The sequence below is a fragment of the Pseudomonas sp. D8002 genome (assembly GCF_013385695.1).
GTDB lineage: Bacteria > Pseudomonadota > Gammaproteobacteria > Pseudomonadales > Pseudomonadaceae > Aquipseudomonas.
Genome location: NZ_JACAPM010000032.1, coordinates 13,508 through 29,974, shown reverse-complemented (window position 1 = coordinate 29,974; position 16,467 = coordinate 13,508). Strand labels below are relative to the sequence as shown.

The following is a 16,467-nucleotide window of genomic DNA, read 5'->3' as shown; positions in this document are numbered from 1 at the left end:
TTACAGCTCACAGGTTGTATTGTTTGCGTTTGCGGTACAGCGTCGACGCATCAATGCCAAGGGTTCGGGCCGCCTGGTCCAGGGTGTCGCTGGTGGCCAGCACGGCGCCGATATGCGCCTTTTCCAGTTCATCCAGGCTCAACGCCGCACCGATACGCGGGGCATTGTTAGTCGGCTGCTCGGCCATGCCGAGGTGGCTGATCTCAACTTTTTCCTGCGGGCAGATGATGCTGGCCCGCTCAACCACGTTGCGCAGCTCGCGGATGTTCCCCGGCCAGCGGTAGTTGAGCAGTGCCTCACGGGCTTCATCGCTGAAGCCGCGCGCCGGCCGCGCATATTCCTTCACGAAACGCGCCAGGAAGCGGTCGGCCAGGGTCAGGATGTCTTCGCTGCGTTCGCGCAGGGGCGGCAGGTGCAAGGTGATGACATTCAGGCGATACAGCAGGTCTTCGCGGAAACGGCCGTCGCGAACCATGTCTTCCAGGTTCAGGTTGGTAGCGGCGAGGATTCGCACATCGGCACGGCGCGTCACCGGGTCGCCGACGCGCTCGTATTCCTTGTCCTGGATAAAGCGCAGCAACTTGGGTTGTAAAGTAAGCGGAAAGTCGCCGATCTCGTCGAGAAACAATGTGCCGCCATCGGCCTGGTTGACGCGGCCGAGGGTGCTTTCGCTGGCGCCGGTAAACGCACCACGGCTATGACCGAACAACTCGCTTTCCATCAGTTCCGCCGTCAGCGATGGGCAGTTGATGGTGACGCAGGATTTTTTCGCGCGTTTGCTCCAACCGTGGATCGCCCGGGCCAGTTCACCTTTACCGGTGCCGGACTCGCCGAGAATCAGGATGTTGGCATCAGTGCCCGCCACCTGGCGTGCGGTTTCCAGCACCACCATCATCGCCGGGCTATGGGAGTCGAGGCCGTCCTTGGGCTGGCGCACTGCGCCTTCCAGGGCTTCCAGGCGTGCCGAGAGCTGGCGCACTTCCAGCTGCTTGGCCGTGGCCAGGCGCAATTGGTCGGGGCTGCAAGGCTTTACCAGGTAGTCGGCCGCGCCGGCCTGGATCGCATCCACGGCGGTGTCGACGGCCGAGTGGGCCGTGACGATCACCACGCGCATCCACGGCGCCTGGATACGCATTTGCGCCAGTACATCCAGGCCGTTGTCTTCGCCCAGGCGCAGGTCCAGGAAGCACAGGTCAAACACCTGGCGTTGCAACAAGGCATCGGCCTGGGCGGCGCTGTTGGCGGTGGCTACGGTGTAGCCTTCATCTTCCAGGCAGTAACGGAAGGTGCGAAGGATCGCGGATTCGTCATCCACTAAAAGAATGCGGCCTTGAAGTTCCTTGGCTGATTCCATCTGTCCCGCGCTCCCTTAAGAATGAATGATGTTGTTTAGTCCCGGAATAATCGGGCAAGTTGCATGGTTTATTCTGATTGATTAAAGCCGTCACCGCGCAGCTATCTGCGCTTCTTCTTACAAAGACGCCCACAAGAGGCGTTTTTGTCTCCCTCTTGCCACTTCGGCAGTCGAACGTTGCCTTCCTATCCCTTGATCCGACCAGTGACCATCGTGCATTTCGCACGGCAAGGATAGGGGCATCGTGCAGGATGCTCGTGGTGTCAAAGCGCTTTTGTTTTTAACTGGTTGATTTTATTGGTTTTTATTTTGTTAAAAAACTGGCACGCAGGCTGCAATACACCTCATACGAGTTTCATCTACGAATAATCAGAATGCGGGAGAGATACAGCATGACTCGCCAAAGCCTGACCCAACTGCGTGTATCGCCACTGCGCCTGCAACAGGGGCTGTTTGCCAGCCTGGCCCTGATGGTGACCTTGATTGGCGGTCAGCAATTGGCGCATTGGCAGCAGAGTCAGCAGCAAGTCGTGCAGTTTGAACGTCCGATGATGACCCAGACCCATTTCCGCTCCGTCGGCAGCACTGCCGCCGATGTGACAACCCCGCAATTGGCGGCGGTTGAACAGGACTCCACCCTCGGCGACCTGCCATCGCAGGAACGCTGGGTGTTCTAGGCAATACACGGTCCTCGAATCGAGCGACCGCAGGCACTACCGCTGTTACCCCTAAAAGAAGCGTAAGGAGAATCACCATGTTGAGTTGGGCAATCACATTTCTGATCATCGCCATTGTGGCTGCAGTCCTGGGCTTCGGTGGTATCGCGGGCACCGCCACGGGTATCGCCAAGATTCTGTTTGTGGTCTTCCTGGTGATGTTCATCGCTTCCTTCTTCTTTGGCCGTCGTGGCCGAGGCTAAGCATGTTCAACTCGTCCCTTAAAGCCCTGGCTGCCGCCCTGTTGTTGGGCGGCAGCGGCTTGGTGCTGGCTGCCAATGATGGCCAGTCCCGAGCCAACGAACTGTTGAGCGCGAACCCGCAGTATCGCGAGACCTGGCAGAGCGTGGTCAAGAAGGAAGAGCGTCTGCCTGAATGGGTGTTGAACCTTTCGGGCAGTGCTGAACAAATGAATGCCGTTGAAGAGGATGGCGACAAGTACTTGGTTGGGCCGCTCTGCGAGACCGCAGACACATGCCTGAACAAGCGCCTGATCGTCGCCTTCAGCTTCGACAAGGAAGATGCCTACGCGATGTTGGTAGAAGTCCCGGCGGGCCTGCCCGCGGACAAATCGCCAACGCGGCATGCCGACTACCGTTTTCTTGGCAAGCCGGACGAAGGCATGCAAAAGCTGCTGATGGAACAGCTCAAGAAAGATCCGAATTGGTACTAGGTTCGGTCTGACGACGCTGTCGTCTACCGGCTTAACGTCCATAGAAAGAAGCGCCGTGCTTCTTTCTGTTTGCATCGCCCGACAAGGGTGGTGCATGACCAAGGGGCCGGGTTGCTCTGATCGTTTGGATCGGCGTGACCTACGGGGACAGGGAGTGCCTGCGCAAGGGCCGGGTCAGGTGAAAAGCTGCGACGCAAGTTCCCAAGCCGATGGTTTGTGGAACTTGCGACGGGCTTGCGGCTCCTATGCCCGCTTCTGTCATGCCGCCCATAGCGGCAATTCTCCTTTTTGCGTCCGCCCAACCATTTCTTGGTGTTTCCGCGTGACCATCTATCGAGAAAGTTTGTCTCCTGCCAGACGAGTTTTTCGATGGTATGCGTAGGAATTTTCAGGGGTTTTCAACTGCGACCGTAGATTTTCAAAAAACCCTGCGCGAGCCTGAAATGGCCGGTTCGCGGCATTTATGCCTGCCGAAATGTCGTATTCGAACTGACCGTTCAGACAGAAAAACTCAAAAAAACTCATGCCGATTCGGCATAGGGTAGGCGTTTACGGCATTAGACGTCGCCTCCTTGCATCGGAATAGTTGCGCCTTTTTTCGCCTGCCAGTGAGCCATATCGGCCAACTGCGGTGACCTTCTACGGGGGCAGATGCACACACTTTTTCGCTCTCGAGCGTTCCAGCTGCTGGCGCATCTGCCTGAGTCCACTTGAAGTAAGGGTAATGACATGAAGAAGGCAAAGCTAAGCCTCGCCTGGCAGATCCTCATCGGTCTGGTGCTGGGGATTGCAATCGGTGCGGTGCTTAACCATTTCAGTGCTGAAAAGGCCTGGTGGATCAGCAACGTGTTGCAGCCCGCTGGCGATATCTTTATCCGCCTGATCAAGATGATCGTTATCCCGATCGTGATTTCGTCGCTGATTGTCGGAATCGCCGGTGTTGGCGATGCGAAAAAGCTCGGCCGGATCGGCGTTAAAACCATCCTTTACTTCGAAGTGGTCACCACCATTGCCATTGTGGTCGGCCTGTTGCTGGCCAACCTGTTCCATCCGGGTACCGGCATCGACATGAGTACCCTGGGTACCGTCGACATTTCCAAATACACGGCCACCGCCGCCGAGGTCCAGCACGAGCACGCGTTCATCGAGACGATCCTCAACCTGATCCCGTCGAACATCTTCGCCGCCGTGGCCCGTGGCGACATGCTGCCGATCATCTTCTTCTCGGTGTTGTTCGGCCTCGGCTTGTCGAGCCTCAAGCCTGAATTGCGCGAGCCCCTGGTGACCATGTTCCAGGGCGTGTCCGAGAGCATGTTCAAAGTCACCCACATGATCATGAAATACGCCCCGATCGGTGTATTTGCCCTGATCGCGGTGACCGTCGCCAACTTCGGCTTCGCCTCGCTGCTGCCGCTGGCCAAGCTGGTGATCCTGGTTTACGTCGCCATCCTGTTCTTTGCTTTTGTGGTGCTGGGCCTGATCGCCCGCCTGTTCGGTTTCTCGGTGATCAAGCTGATGCGCATCTTCAAGGATGAGCTGGTGCTGGCCTACTCCACTGCCAGTTCTGAAACCGTGCTGCCGCGTGTGATCGAGAAGATGGAAGCCTACGGCGCGCCAAAGGCGATCTGCAGCTTCGTGGTGCCGACCGGCTACTCGTTCAACCTCGACGGTTCGACCCTGTATCAGAGCATCGCGGCGATCTTCATCGCCCAGCTGTATGGCATCGACCTGTCGATTGGCCAGCAACTGATGCTGGTGCTGACCCTGATGGTCACCTCCAAAGGCATCGCCGGCGTGCCGGGTGTGTCGTTCGTGGTACTGCTGGCGACCCTGGGCAGCGTGGGCATTCCGCTGGAAGGCCTGGCGTTCATCGCCGGTGTCGACCGCATCATGGACATGGCCCGTACCGCACTGAACGTGATCGGTAACGCCCTGGCCGTACTGGTCATCTCCCGTTGGGAAGGCATGTACGACGATGCCAAGGGCGAGCGCTACTGGAACTCCCTGCCGCACTGGCGCACCAAGCAAGTGCTGCCGGCCGGCGAGACCACTCGCGGCTGACCGCCAGGACTGGCTCCTACACAAACCCCGGAAAATCCGGGGTTTGTCGTTTCTGCCAGCCCCGCTATCATTCGCCCCATCTTTCGGGGGATTCAACTGATGCTCAATGGCCTGTGGCTTGGCTTCTTTATCGTGGCGATGGTGTCTGCGCTGGCGCAATGGCTGATCGGCGGGAATGCCGGGATCTTTGCGGCCATGGTGGAAAGCATTTTCGCCATGGCCAAGCTGTCGGTCGAGGTGATGGTGTTGCTGTTCGGCACCCTGACCTTGTGGCTGGGCTTCCTGCGTATCGCCGAGAAAGCCGGGATCGTCGACTGGCTGGCCAAGGCCCTGGGGCCGCTGTTCCGGCGCCTGATGCCGGAAGTGCCTGCCGGTCATCCGGCCATCGGCTTGATCACGCTCAACTTCGCCGCCAACGGCCTGGGCCTCGATAACGCCGCTACGCCCATCGGCCTCAAGGCCATGAAGGCGCTGCAAGAGCTCAACCCTATCCCCAATACCGCCAGCAACGCGCAGATCCTGTTCCTGGTACTCAACGCGTCTTCCCTGACCCTGCTGCCGGTCACCATCTTCATGTACCGCGCCCAGCAAGGTGCGGCGGACCCGACGCTGGTGTTCCTGCCGATCCTGCTGGCCACCAGCGCCTCGACCCTGGTGGGCCTGTTGTCGGTGGCGGTGATGCAACGCCTGCGGCTGTGGGACCCGGTGGTGCTGGCGTATCTGATTCCGGGTGCGCTGGTACTGGGTGGCTTCATGGCCTTGCTGGCGACGCTCTCAGCCACTGCGCTGGCGGGCCTGTCGTCGATCCTCGGCAACCTCACGCTGTTCGGGCTGATCATGTTGTTCCTGGTGATCGGCGCGCTGCGCAAGGTGAAGGTCTACGAGGCGTTTGTCGAAGGTGCCAAAGAGGGCTTCGACGTTGCCAAGAACCTGCTGCCGTACCTGGTGGCGATGCTGTGTGCAGTGGGCGTGTTGCGGGCGTCCGGCGCGCTGGATTTCGGCCTGGAAGGCATTCGCCACGTGGTGGCCTGGACCGGTATGGACACGCGCTTTGTCGATGCGCTGCCGACCGCGATGGTCAAGCCGTTCTCCGGCAGTGCGGCGCGGGCGATGTTGATTGAGACCATGCAGACCCAGGGCGTGGACAGCTTCCCGGCGCTGGTGGCGGCGACGATTCAGGGCAGCACCGAGACCACGTTTTATGTGTTGGCGGTGTACTTTGGCTCGGTGGGAATCCAGCGGGCACGGCATGCGGTGGGGTGTGCGTTGTTGGCGGAGTTTGCTGGTGTGGTGGCGGCGATTGCGGTGTGCTACTGGTTCTTCGGCTAAGACCTGAATCCCTGTGGCGAGGGAGCTTGCTCCCGTTGGGCCGCGAAGCGGCCCCAGTCAGTTATCGCAGGTGTGTCAGTCAAAGCTCATTGACTGGTTTTGGGGCTGCTGCGCAGCCCAACGGGAGCAAGCTCCCTCGCCACAAAAGCGCGGTTTCCCAGGCCGACGGCCCAATCCACCACCTGCCTGTTCAGCGCATCCCCAGCCTGACCAAACCCGGCCACCACCGCCGGCACCTTGGTATCCCCCACCGGCTGCCTCACCTCGAACCGCTTGCTGGCAATAATCCGTTGATCACTCCCGCGCACCAACCGTGCGTCCAGCCGTATCACCACTTCAACTGCGCTGCCGCGATACTCACTCTGAAACGCCTGCAACTGCCCGCCCAACTCAAAGTCCGCCTGCAGATTGGTCTCATCGGTACTGAGCAACGTCACCCGCCCATCCCGCTGGAACCCGTCCAGCAACCGATTACGCAACAGCACGGGGGCTGGATCGCTCCAGCGGGAATTCGCATAGCTGCTGATCAAGTCACCGTTAGGCACCACGGCAATCCGCGGGCTGTCGAGGAATTCGCTGGTCTGCGGCTTCGCCACCCGCAGCGACCAGGCCACCGGGCTGGCCTGCGTGGCGGCCTGCGCCGATGGCAACCGGTACACGTCCGAGGGATCCGCCTTCGGCAGGATGGAACACGCACTGACCAATACCAGCGCAACGGGGGCGATCATTTGGTACGCACGCTTCATGGCGTGAACTCCTTGTTCTTGTCGCTGCCCAGCAGGTAACCGCTGGGGTTGGCTTCCAGGCGGCGGGAAATGGCGCGCAACGAACCCAGGGTTTCGCGCAGCTCGCGCACCGCTGGCGCCAGTTCGTTGAGACCCTGCATGCCGCTGTTCAGGGAATCCTTGTTGTTGGTCAGCAAGGTGTCGATCGTGGCCGTGCTCTGTTGAAGGGATTGCATGGCTTTTTCAGCACTGCCGAAAACCTGCTTGCCCTGGTCGTTGAGCAAACCGTTGGCGTTGCGCATCAACGCGGTGGTTTGCTCCAGGGTGGAGCTGGCCTGTTTGCTCACCTGCATCAATTGCTGCATCACCACCTTGATGTCGCCGCGCTGATCGGCAATCGCGCCGGTGGTCTGTTGCAGGTTGTCCAGGGTATTGCTGAGGCGGTCGACGTTCTCCCGGGAGAACATGTGATTGGCGTTGTGCAGCAGCAAGTTGATGCTGGTCATCAGGTCGTTGCTGTTGTTCAGCAGTCGCGCGATCGGTGATGGCGACGCAATGATTTCCGGCAGGTTGCCGTCCTTGCCCTTGAGCTCAGGGCTTTGGGGTGTACCGCCGCTGAGCTGGATGATCGAGGTGCCGGTGATGCCGGTCAGGGCCAGTTTGGCCTGGGTGTCTTCCTTGATCGGCGTCTGCCCGGCCAGGCGGATGCGCGCCAGCACCCGGCGCGGGTCTTTCGGGTCGAGGCGCAGGCTGGTGACGTCGCCCACCTTGATCCCGCTGTACTGCACGGCACTGCCTTGGGACAGCCCACTGACCGCCTCGTTGAACACCACTTCGTAATCCTGGAATGCGCTGTCGACGCTGGACTTGGCCAGCCACAGGCCAAACAGCATGGCGCCGACCACGACGATCACGCTGAACAGACCGATCATCACATGATGGGCTCGGGTTTCCATGTCATACCTCGTTGAGCAGTTGAGCGGCATCCAATGCCGCGCGGCCCCGTGGGCCATGGAAGTATTCGTGAATCCAGGCGTCGTCGGTTTCCGAGACGACATCGATGGCATCCGCCACCAGTACCTTTTTCTGCGCCAGCACCGCTACGCGGTCGGTGATGGTGTACAGCGTGTCGAGGTCGTGGGTGACCAGGAACACGCTCAGGCCCAGCGCATCGCGCAGGGTCAGGATCAGTTGATCGAAGGCGGCGGCGCCGATCGGGTCGAGGCCGGCGGTGGGTTCGTCGAGAAACAGGATGTCCGGGTCCAGCGCCAGGGCACGAGCCAGGGCCGCGCGCTTGATCATGCCGCCGGAGAGTGACGAGGGGTATTTGTCGGCGGCCGACAGCGGCAGCCCGGCCAACGCCAGTTTCACTGCCGCCAGGTGCTCTGCATCGGGACGGCTGAGGCCGGCATGCTCTATCAGTGGCAACGCAACGTTCTCGGTGACCGTCAGCGAGGAAAACAGCGCGCCCTTCTGGAACAGCACGCCGAAGCGCCGCTCCACCAGCGACCGCTCGTGTTCCGACAGGCTCGGCAAGTTCTGCCCGAACACCCGCACCTGGCCTTCGCTGGGCTGGCGCAACCCAATGATGCTGCGCAGCAGCACCGACTTGCCGCTGCCGGAGCCACCGACGACGGCGAGGATTTCACCCTTGTACAAGTCCAGGTCGAGGTTCTCGTGCACGCTTTGCGAACCAAACCGGTTGCACAGCCCGCGGACTTCGATCACCGCCTCAGTGGGCGCACGGCGTAAACGACTCACCAGCCCATCTCCATGAAGAACAGTGCGGCGACCGCATCCAGCACGATCACCACGAAAATCGATTGCACCACACTGGAGGTGGTGTGGGCGCCGACGGACTCGGCGCTGCCGCTGACCTTGAAACCTTCGAGGCAGCCGATGGCCGCGATAAGGAACGCGAAGATCGGCGCCTTGACCATGCCGACTAGGAAGTGCTGCACGCCAATGTCCGATTGCAGCAGCGACAGGAACATTGCCGGCGAAATATCCAGGGCCACGGCACACACCACACCGCCGCCGATAATGCCCGAGAGCATTGCCAGGAACGTCAGCATCGGCAGCGCCACCAGCAAGGCCAGTACGCGGGGCAGCACCAGCAACTCCATCGGGTCGAGGCCCAGGGTGCGGATCGCATCGATCTCTTCGTTGGCCTTCATCGAGCCGATTTGTGCGGTGAAGGCACTGGCAGTGCGGCCCGCCATCAGGATCGCGGTGAGCAACACGCCGAACTCCCGCAGGAAGGAGAACGCCACCAGGTCCACGGTGAAGATACTCGCGCCAAAACTGGCCAGCACCGTGGCACCGAGAAACGCCACCACTGCGCCCACCAGGAAGGTCAGCAAGGCCACGATGGGGGCCGCATCGAGGCCGGTTTGTTCGATATGCGCAACCATTGGCGTCACGCGCCAGCGCTTGGGCCGGAATACGCCACGGGCGAAGGTTTCGAGGATCAGGCCGATAAAGCCCAGCAGTTTCATGCCGTCTTGCCAGACGGTGTAGACCGCGCCGCCGATGCGCGCCAGCAACATGATGCCGGCGGCTTCTTCGGGTTCCTTGACCGGCACACAGAAGTCGTTCAGAGAGCGGTAGACGGTTTTCAGTAACGCGCGGTCGGCGGTCGAGAGGCTGCAGTCGGTCTGTTCGGCGGACTGTTCGATGCGCTCTGGGCCGAGCAATTCCACCAGCAGCGAGGCGCCGGCCGTGTCCAGGGCGCCGAGGCCGTTAAGGTCGATACGTGCGCCAGCGTCGTACTGGCCGTCGAGCTTTTCCGACAGCTTCTTCAGGTTGGCATAGTGGGCAAGCGTCCAATCCCCTGTAATCCTCAGCAATGGAGGCTGGGTGGACGTGTCCAGATGGGCTGCACCGGCCGTTGTACTACTGGTCATAAGCTCCGAGCTTGTTTGGCTATTCCAGAATTCCTACGTAATAGCACGATCCTGCCTACTTTGGCGCGTCTGGCGTAGTAGCGCCCTGACCGGGGTCAGTCACCTTGAAGCGCAACACGCCGATCACTTGGCCATCTTCGGTCAGCACCCGTACCTGCCAGCGTCCTACCGAGTCGGGGGGGAAGTTCTGCTTGTGGGTCCAGGCCCGATAGCCTTCCTTGCGCCCACCATGGATGTCCAGGGCGATGCGGTCGACTTCCTTGCCGTTGAATTTCCACACATGGTAGATCCGCTCATCCAGGCCGCGCGGCGCGTTGATCGCGGTGTAGGCATACAGCCCGCTGCTGCGCAGTTGGGCGGCGCTGACTTCTTTCAGGTCATCGCCGGGCGTGCGGTCCTGCAATTGGGTGCTGATGGCCACTTCGGTCATCCACAGCGTAGCGGGCGGCACCCAAGTGCGCAGGAACCAGCCGGCGCAACCAATCGCCGCGGTAACCCCCAACAGCATCGCCCAGCCCTTGATGCTACGCAGCGGCAGGCTCACGGCCAGGCTCGGGATAGAGAGCGCCATCGCCACGCCGAGGGCCAGTTTGTAACTCTCGGCGGTGGTCAGGTGCAGGATGATCGGCAGCGCGGTCAGCAGGGCCGCAAACAGGGTCAGGGTGTGCAGTGCGAGAAACAGCGAGCGCTTGGGTGCCAGCCACTTGTAGTACAGCGGGTCGGTGATCGATACCAGTGCCGCCGCGCCCAGCAGGCCGGTAAAGATCGACTGGCCGCTGTTCCAGGTGGTGGTGACAAAAAAGAACGGCAGGACAAAAAACAGGCTTTCCTGATGGATCATCTGCGTGGCGTAGCGCAGCAGCGGTTCGGGGATTTCCCGTTTGAAGACTTTGCTGAACAGCTGGGTGAGGCTGTTTTCGAGCATCAGCCATAACCAGCTCACCAGCATGATGATCGCGATCCAGCTGGCCATGCCTTGCTGGCGATCCACCAGGATGAAGCTGCCCACACCCGAGATGAAACCGCCGAGTGCAATCACCCCTGGGTAGCGCTTCATCAGCTCGAGGATGCGCTGGATGGTGTGGGTCAGGATAGGCATTCGGCAGTTCACAGTCTTTGTAGGAAAAATCCCAGACAGAATAACGTTTTAGCCGTTTTCTCGGGGCCCGATTACGCAATCCCTTTGCGATAACGCCACACGCCTAGTAACACAATCGCAATCAGCCCCAGTGCGCCTGCGGCGATCCAGTTGAGGCTATCGTAGCTGAACAACGGTTTCTCGATGCGCCAGTAGCCGTTCTGCTTGAACAACTCGCGCATGGCCTGGTTGGCTTGCTCCAGGCTTACAGCCTTGATGCGCTTGGCCGGGTCGCTGAAATGCCCTTTGGCGTAGTCGCCCGAGGCACTCCAGTAATAGTCGGCCAACGCGCTGTTGCCTTGAACGGCCCACGCCTGGCGGGCAATGGCGGCTTGTTGCAGGCGGGCGAAGGTGGCCGGGTCGAGGCCGTCCTTGAGCAACTGGGCCCTGAGGGTTTCCAGCACGTGCTCGGCTTCCGGCAGGTTGTCGCGTTCAAGGTCGGCGTTGAGGCTCATGAAGCCGACGCCGCCCAGCACTTCGCGCTCGCTCCATGGGCCATAGGACAAGCCGTGCTGCAAGCGCAATTGACGATACAGCGCCCAATCCAGGTAGTCCTTGAGCAGGTCGAAGGTTTCATCGTATTGGTCGTCCAGTACCGGCTCGGGGAATAACCAGTGCAGCTTGGCGTTGTCACCGACCCAGCCGTGGATAAGGTCGCGGCGGACGGCGGCGGCGTGTTGAATCTCCGGCAACGGGCGATGTTCGCTGGGGTCAACCGGATCCAGTGCGCCGTAAGTGCGTTCGAGATAGGCCGGCAGCAGCTTGTCGAGGTCGCCGACGATGATCAGGGTCATGTTGTTGGGGGCGTACCAGGCCTTGCGCAGCTTTTCCAATTGGTCGCGGGTCAGGTGCTCGACTTCGGCCCGCTCGGCGCATTTGAGCCCCAGTTCGACGGCAAGCTGACTGCTGGCCTTGTGGCCGAGGTCCTGGCGGTCCAGCAGCCGTTGCAGGTGTGAGTAATGGCCGCCGTCTTCGCGCTCCACCACCTGTTTGGCGGCATTGATGTTGGCGTCGGTCAGTTGGGTGCGGGTGATGATGGCCAGCAGCAGGTCGAGCACCTTGCGCTGGTTCTGCGCCGGAGCCTCGATGACGAAAGTGGTGTCGGCATTGCTGGTGTAGGCGTTCCAGTCGCCGCCGAGGGCTTGCATGCGTTCTTCCAGTTCACCTTCGCCGCCACCGTCGATCCCGCTGAACAGCAAATGCTCCAGCAGGTGCGGCAGTTCCTTGTCTTCACAACTGAAGTCATCCAGGCCCACACCCACCACCAGGCGAATTGCCACGTGGCCGCGTTCGGTGCCCGGTTTGAGCAGCAATTGCAGGCCGTTGGGCAGGGTGTAGCCCTCGACTTGCAGGCGGTCAAAGGCAAAGGTGTGTGCCGAACCCATGAGCAGGCAGGCGAATAGCAGGCGACGCATAACAGGCTTCCTGGCGAGTGAGGTCCGTTGTTAACTGACTTCACTCGCCGTCGTACGTTCAGGGCGAATGGGTGATGTCGGCAATATCGTCCGCCGAGAGGGCGCCGGTGTCGGTGGTTTCCAGCACCACATAAGCGCTGCTGCAGAACAGCGAGTTGAGACGCTTCATGTCGGCAATCAGCTCCAGGTGCAAGGAACTGGTCTCCAGGCTCTGTACGATTTTACGTTGCAAGCGGCTGACGTGGGCGTGGGCCAGGCGACGCTCCTGGGCGCGGAAGCGGCGCTTTTCCCGCAGCAGTTGCCGGGCGCTTTCCGGGTCGGCACTGAGGAACACCGAGAGCCCCAGGCGCAGGTTGGCGATCAGTTGGGTTTGCAGGCCCGCGAGTTCCTCCAGGCCGACTTCGGAGAATGAGCGGCGCTGGGAGGTCTTTTGCTGCTGGACCTTGCGCAGCATGCGTTCGATCAGGTCGCCGGCCAGTTTCAGGTTGATCGACAGTTCGATGATCTCGGCCCAGCGTCGGCTGTCCTGTTCGCTGAGGTCTTCCCGGGGCATTTGCGCGAGGTAGAGCTTGATCGCGCTGTAGAGCGCCTCGACATCGTCGCTCAGGCTGCGCATTTCCTGGGTGATGGCGGTTTGCTTGCCGCGCAGCACCTCCAGCATCGAGGTCAGCATGTTGTCGATCAGGTCGCCCAGACGCAGGGTTTCGCGGGCGGCGTTGGCCAGTGCCAGGCTTGGGGTGGCGAGTGCTGCCAGGTCCAGGTGGCGCGGCTTGGCCAGGCCGTTGACCTCTTCGCGTTCCGGGAGCAACCAGGCGCACAAGCGGGACATCGGGCCGATGGTGGGCAGCAGGATCAGGCAGCGAGTAACGTTATAGAGCAGGTGGAAGGTGATCACCATGCCTTGGGCGCTGTAGTCCAGGTTATCCATCCAGCCGACCAGCGGGTCGAGTACCGGGATGATCAGCAGCAAGCCGATCAGCTTGTACAGCAGGCTGCCCAGGGCCACCTGGCGCCCGGCGGCGTTCTGCATGCTGGTGCTGAGGAAGGCCAGCACGCCGCTGCCGATGTTGGCGCCGATCACCAGGCCGATGGCCACGTGCAGGCCGATCACGCCGGCACCGGCGAGGGTCGCGGTCAGCAGGACGGCGGCCAGGCTGGAGTAGGAAATCATCGCGAACAGTGCGCCGACCAGGGCATCGAGCAAGATGTCGCCGGTCAGCGAGGCGAACAGGACCTTGACGCCCTGCGCGTGGGTGATCGGGCCCGCGGCTTCGACGATCAGTTGCAGCGCAAGGATGATCAGCCCGAGGCCGATCCCGACACGGCCCATCTGCCCGGCGCGTGTCTGTTTGCGCGACAGGAAGAAAATCACCCCGAGGAAAATCAACAGCGGCGACAGCCACGACAGGTCAAAGGTCAGCACCCGGGCCATCAGCGCGGTACCGACATCGGCACCGAGCATGGTCGCCAGGGCGGGCATCAGGCCCATCAGGCCCTGGCCGACAAACGAAGTCACCAGCATCGCCGTGGCGTTGCTGCTTTGCACCATGGCCGTCACCAGGATGCCGGCGATAAACGCCAGCCAGCGCTTGGACATGTTCTGCCCGATGACCTGGCGCAAGTTGGAGCCGTAGACCCGCAGGATGCCGGTACGGACGATGTGCGTGCCCCAGATCAGCAGGGTTACCGCGGAAAGCAGATTGAGCAGGGTCAGCATGCTGGGCCCCCTGTGTTGAGTCGTGCTCCAATCGGAGCAAGTGAATAGTGCCGCGTGCCGTTCTACGTCTTGTACTTAAGCTGTAGTTGGCGAATGGGCTCGGCGCCAGCATCGCATAGCTAAAGTCGGGATTGAAACAAAACTGTCATGAAATCAGCTTTTTGCAGATGAAAAAAAGGGGCTCTAAAGCCCCTTTTTCAGCAGCGGGTCCAGGTTATTGACCCGGAATGTCCTTGCGCAGTTTCACAGGGTCCTGCTGTTTCTTCTTTTTCGCGATGGCGGTACGCATCTTGATGTTCACCGCTTCAACCGCCAGGGAGAACGCCATGGCGAAGTAAACGTAGCCTTTTGGCACGTGAACGTCGAAGGCTTCGGCGATCAGCACGGTACCCACCACCAGCAGGAACGACAGCGCCAGCATCTTCAGCGACGGGTGTTTGTCGATGAAATCGCTGATGGTGCCGGCGGCCAGCATCATCACCAGTACGGCGACGATGATCGCGGCCACCATCACCGGTACGTGGGAAACCATACCAACGGCGGTAATCACCGAGTCGAGGGAGAACACGATGTCGATGATCGCGATCTGGATGATGGTGTAGATGAACTTGCCACCGGCGCCCTTCGGCTCGTCGTGGGTTTCGTCTTCACCTTCCAGGGCGTGGTACATCTCCTGGGAGCTTTTCCACAGCAGGAACAGGCCACCGAAGAACAGGATCAGGTCGCGGCCGGAAATGCCTTGGCCGAACACCACGAACAGATCGTCGGTGAGGCGCATGACCCAAGTGATCGACAGCAGCAACAGGATCCGCGTGACCATCGCCAGCGCCAGGCCGAAGATCCGGGTACGCGCCTGCATGTGCTTGGGCATGCGGCTGACCAGGATCGAAATCATGATGATGTTATCGATGCCCAGGACGATCTCGAGGGCCGTCAGGGTGAAGAAGGCAATCCAGATTTCCGGATTGGTCAGCCATTCCATGTGTATTCCTTTGAGCGAGTGTTAGACCGCGCCAGCCTTAAGAGCCGGCGCAGTGAGTTGTACGATTATAGAGTGCTGAACAGCGGAAAAATCCCCATCAGCAAAGCGGCGACCATTATGCACAGGCACACCAGCACCGCCCACTTGAGGGTGAAGCGCTGGTGATCGCCAAATTCGATACCCGCCAGGGCTACCAGCAAGTAGGTCGATGGAACCAGTGGGCTCAACAAGTGCACAGGCTGGCCAACGATCGAGGCGCGGGCCATTTCCACGGCAGTGATGCCGTAGTGGCTGGCGGCTTCGGCCAGTACCGGCAGAACGCCGTAGTAGAAGGCATCGTTGGACATGAAGAAGGTAAACGGCATGCTCACCAGCGCGGTGATCACGGCCAGATAAGGCCCCAGCGCGTCAGGGATGACGGCCAGCAGGCTCTTGGACATGGCATCGACCATGCCGGTACCGGACAGGATGCCGGTGAAGATACCGGCGGCGAAGATCAGGCCGGTGACCGCCAGGACGCTGCCGGCATGGGCGGCGATCCGGTCTTTCTGCATCTGCAGGCACGGGTAGTTGACGATCATCGCGATACTGAAGGCCACCATGAACAGTACTGGCAGTGGCAACAGGCCGGCGATCAAGGTGCACATCAGGGCGAAGGTCAGTGCGCCGTTGAACCAGATCAGTTTCGGACGGCGGGCGTCCGGGTATTGCGAGACGCTGATTTCGCTGTGGTCGATTTCATCGCCTTGCAGGTGCAACTCGCCCAGGCGTGCCCGTTCGCGCTTGCCGTACATATAGGCAATCACCAGGATGGCGACGACGCCGGCGGCCATGGCTGGAATCATCGGTACGAAAATATCCGATGGGTCCACGTGCAATGCACTGGCGGCGCGGGCGGTCGGGCCACCCCATGGGGTCATGTTCATCACCCCACCGGCGAGGATGATCAGGCCGGCCATGATCCGCGGGCTCATGCCAATGCGCTGGTACAGCGGCAGCATGGCGGCCACGCAGATCATGTAGGTGGTGGCGCCGTCTCCGTCCAGTGATACCACCAGGGCCAGCACGGCGGTGCCGACCGAGACCTTCAGCGGGTCGCCCTTGACCAGCTTGAGGATCTTGCGCACGGCCGGGTCGAACAGGCCGGAGTCGATCATCAAGGCGAAATAGAGGATGGCAAACATCAGCATTACGCCGGTCGGCGCAAGCTTGGTGATGCCCGCGAGCATCATCGGGCCGATCTGCGGGGCAAAGCCGCCGAACAGCGCGAACAGGATCGGTACGATGATCAGGGCGATCAGCGCAGACAGGCGCTTGGTCATGATCAGGAACATGAACGTGATGACCATGGCAAAGCCAAGGAAAGTCAGCATAGGAATACTCCAGGCGTAGCGCGGCTAGGGAATGGCGAACCGGTTGGGTCAGCGCAGAACGAAAGGCACGAGGCGTAC

General features: G+C 60.9%; 15 protein-coding genes. 5 read left to right on the top strand and 10 right to left on the bottom strand.

What is annotated here, in order from left to right:
- Positions 1 to 7 precede the first annotated feature (7 nt).
- Positions 8 to 1,354 (bottom strand): sigma-54-dependent response regulator transcription factor AlgB, encoded by a 1,347-nt coding sequence (gene algB, locus HX807_RS18180; protein WP_003214793.1) that lies wholly within the window; start codon positions 1,352 to 1,354, stop codon positions 8 to 10.
- 392 nt (positions 1,355 to 1,746) lie between these two features.
- Here algB and HX807_RS18175 point away from each other — a divergent pair, with 392 nt between their 5' ends.
- From HX807_RS18175 to HX807_RS18155, 5 genes are all read left to right on the top strand, one after another.
- Entirely contained in the window at positions 1,747 to 2,031 is a 285-nt protein-coding gene (locus tag HX807_RS18175; RefSeq protein WP_087694545.1) for a hypothetical protein, read from the top strand.
- 77 nt (positions 2,032 to 2,108) lie between these two features.
- Entirely contained in the window at positions 2,109 to 2,273 is a 165-nt protein-coding gene (locus HX807_RS18170) for a DUF1328 domain-containing protein (protein WP_003170804.1), read from the top strand.
- A 2-nt stretch (positions 2,274 to 2,275) separates the two neighbouring features.
- Positions 2,276 to 2,743 (top strand): inhibitor of vertebrate lysozyme family protein, encoded by a 468-nt coding sequence (locus tag HX807_RS18165; RefSeq protein WP_177022440.1) that lies wholly within the window; start codon positions 2,276 to 2,278, stop codon positions 2,741 to 2,743.
- Between the two features lie 729 nt (positions 2,744 to 3,472).
- Positions 3,473 to 4,804 (top strand): glutamate/aspartate:proton symporter GltP, encoded by a 1,332-nt coding sequence (gene gltP, locus HX807_RS18160; protein WP_017477988.1) that lies wholly within the window; start codon positions 3,473 to 3,475, stop codon positions 4,802 to 4,804.
- Between the two features lie 99 nt (positions 4,805 to 4,903).
- Entirely contained in the window at positions 4,904 to 6,133 is a 1,230-nt protein-coding gene (locus tag HX807_RS18155) for a nucleoside recognition domain-containing protein (RefSeq protein ID WP_003214785.1), read from the top strand.
- An 86-nt stretch (positions 6,134 to 6,219) separates the two neighbouring features.
- Here the strand turns inward: HX807_RS18155 and HX807_RS18150 are convergent, their stop codons facing one another.
- The 9 genes from HX807_RS18150 to HX807_RS18110 all read right to left on the bottom strand — a co-directional run bounded on the left by HX807_RS18150 (position 6,220) and on the right by HX807_RS18110 (position 16,389).
- On the bottom strand, positions 6,220 to 6,879 hold the full coding sequence (locus tag HX807_RS18150) for an ABC-type transport auxiliary lipoprotein family protein (RefSeq protein WP_003214782.1): 660 nt from the start codon (positions 6,877 to 6,879) through the stop codon (positions 6,220 to 6,222).
- A complete protein-coding gene (locus HX807_RS18145) occupies positions 6,876 to 7,814 on the bottom strand; it encodes an MlaD family protein (RefSeq protein WP_177050643.1) in 939 nt (312 codons plus the stop codon). The genes HX807_RS18150 and HX807_RS18145 overlap by 4 nt, the downstream gene beginning before the upstream one ends.
- A 1-nt stretch (position 7,815) precedes the next feature.
- Positions 7,816 to 8,619 carry an ABC transporter ATP-binding protein gene (locus tag HX807_RS18140; protein WP_003214778.1) on the bottom strand — a complete coding sequence of 268 codons (804 nt, stop codon included), beginning with the start codon at positions 8,617 to 8,619 and terminating at the stop codon, positions 7,816 to 7,818.
- Positions 8,616 to 9,764 (bottom strand): ABC transporter permease, encoded by a 1,149-nt coding sequence (locus HX807_RS18135; protein WP_032899919.1) that lies wholly within the window; start codon positions 9,762 to 9,764, stop codon positions 8,616 to 8,618. Before HX807_RS18135 ends, HX807_RS18140 begins: the two co-directional genes overlap by 4 nt.
- A gap of 55 nt (positions 9,765 to 9,819) precedes the next feature.
- Positions 9,820 to 10,863 (bottom strand): DUF5924 family protein, encoded by a 1,044-nt coding sequence (locus HX807_RS18130; RefSeq protein ID WP_003214774.1) that lies wholly within the window; start codon positions 10,861 to 10,863, stop codon positions 9,820 to 9,822.
- Positions 10,864 to 10,934: 71 nt separating this feature from the next.
- Positions 10,935 to 12,317 (bottom strand): pitrilysin family protein, encoded by a 1,383-nt coding sequence (locus HX807_RS18125; RefSeq protein ID WP_003214772.1) that lies wholly within the window; start codon positions 12,315 to 12,317, stop codon positions 10,935 to 10,937.
- A 58-nt stretch (positions 12,318 to 12,375) separates the two neighbouring features.
- Entirely contained in the window at positions 12,376 to 14,034 is a 1,659-nt protein-coding gene (locus HX807_RS18120; RefSeq protein ID WP_087694542.1) for a Na/Pi cotransporter family protein, read from the bottom strand.
- Between the two features lie 214 nt (positions 14,035 to 14,248).
- Positions 14,249 to 15,016, bottom strand: a complete 768-nt coding sequence (locus tag HX807_RS18115; RefSeq protein ID WP_003214768.1) for a TerC family protein — start codon at positions 15,014 to 15,016, stop codon at positions 14,249 to 14,251.
- 65 nt (positions 15,017 to 15,081) lie between these two features.
- The gene (locus HX807_RS18110) at positions 15,082 to 16,389 is read right to left on the bottom strand and encodes a CitMHS family transporter (protein WP_003214766.1); all 1,308 of its coding nucleotides are present in this window, start codon (positions 16,387 to 16,389) and stop codon (positions 15,082 to 15,084) included.
- Between the last annotated feature and the right edge of the window lie 78 nt (positions 16,390 to 16,467).

Coding starts and splice junctions, on each gene's coding strand:
- HX807_RS18130 (WP_003214774.1), bottom strand. CDS start 10,863: ATGCCTATCCTGACCCACACCATCCAGCGCATCCTCGAGCTGATGAAG.
- HX807_RS18135 (WP_032899919.1), bottom strand. CDS start 9,764: ATGACCAGTAGTACAACGGCCGGTGCAGCCCATCTGGACACGTCCACC.
- HX807_RS18115 (WP_003214768.1), bottom strand. CDS start 15,016: ATGGAATGGCTGACCAATCCGGAAATCTGGATTGCCTTCTTCACCCTG.
- algB (WP_003214793.1), bottom strand. CDS start 1,354: ATGGAATCAGCCAAGGAACTTCAAGGCCGCATTCTTTTAGTGGATGAC.
- HX807_RS18175 (WP_087694545.1), top strand. CDS start 1,747: ATGACTCGCCAAAGCCTGACCCAACTGCGTGTATCGCCACTGCGCCTG.
- HX807_RS18165 (WP_177022440.1), top strand. CDS start 2,276: ATGTTCAACTCGTCCCTTAAAGCCCTGGCTGCCGCCCTGTTGTTGGGC.
- HX807_RS18170 (WP_003170804.1), top strand. CDS start 2,109: ATGTTGAGTTGGGCAATCACATTTCTGATCATCGCCATTGTGGCTGCA.
- gltP (WP_017477988.1), top strand. CDS start 3,473: ATGAAGAAGGCAAAGCTAAGCCTCGCCTGGCAGATCCTCATCGGTCTG.
- HX807_RS18125 (WP_003214772.1), bottom strand. CDS start 12,317: ATGCGTCGCCTGCTATTCGCCTGCCTGCTCATGGGTTCGGCACACACC.
- HX807_RS18145 (WP_177050643.1), bottom strand. CDS start 7,814: ATGGAAACCCGAGCCCATCATGTGATGATCGGTCTGTTCAGCGTGATC.
- HX807_RS18120 (WP_087694542.1), bottom strand. CDS start 14,034: ATGCTGACCCTGCTCAATCTGCTTTCCGCGGTAACCCTGCTGATCTGG.
- HX807_RS18110 (WP_003214766.1), bottom strand. CDS start 16,389: ATGCTGACTTTCCTTGGCTTTGCCATGGTCATCACGTTCATGTTCCTG.
- HX807_RS18150 (WP_003214782.1), bottom strand. CDS start 6,879: ATGAAGCGTGCGTACCAAATGATCGCCCCCGTTGCGCTGGTATTGGTC.
- HX807_RS18155 (WP_003214785.1), top strand. CDS start 4,904: ATGCTCAATGGCCTGTGGCTTGGCTTCTTTATCGTGGCGATGGTGTCT.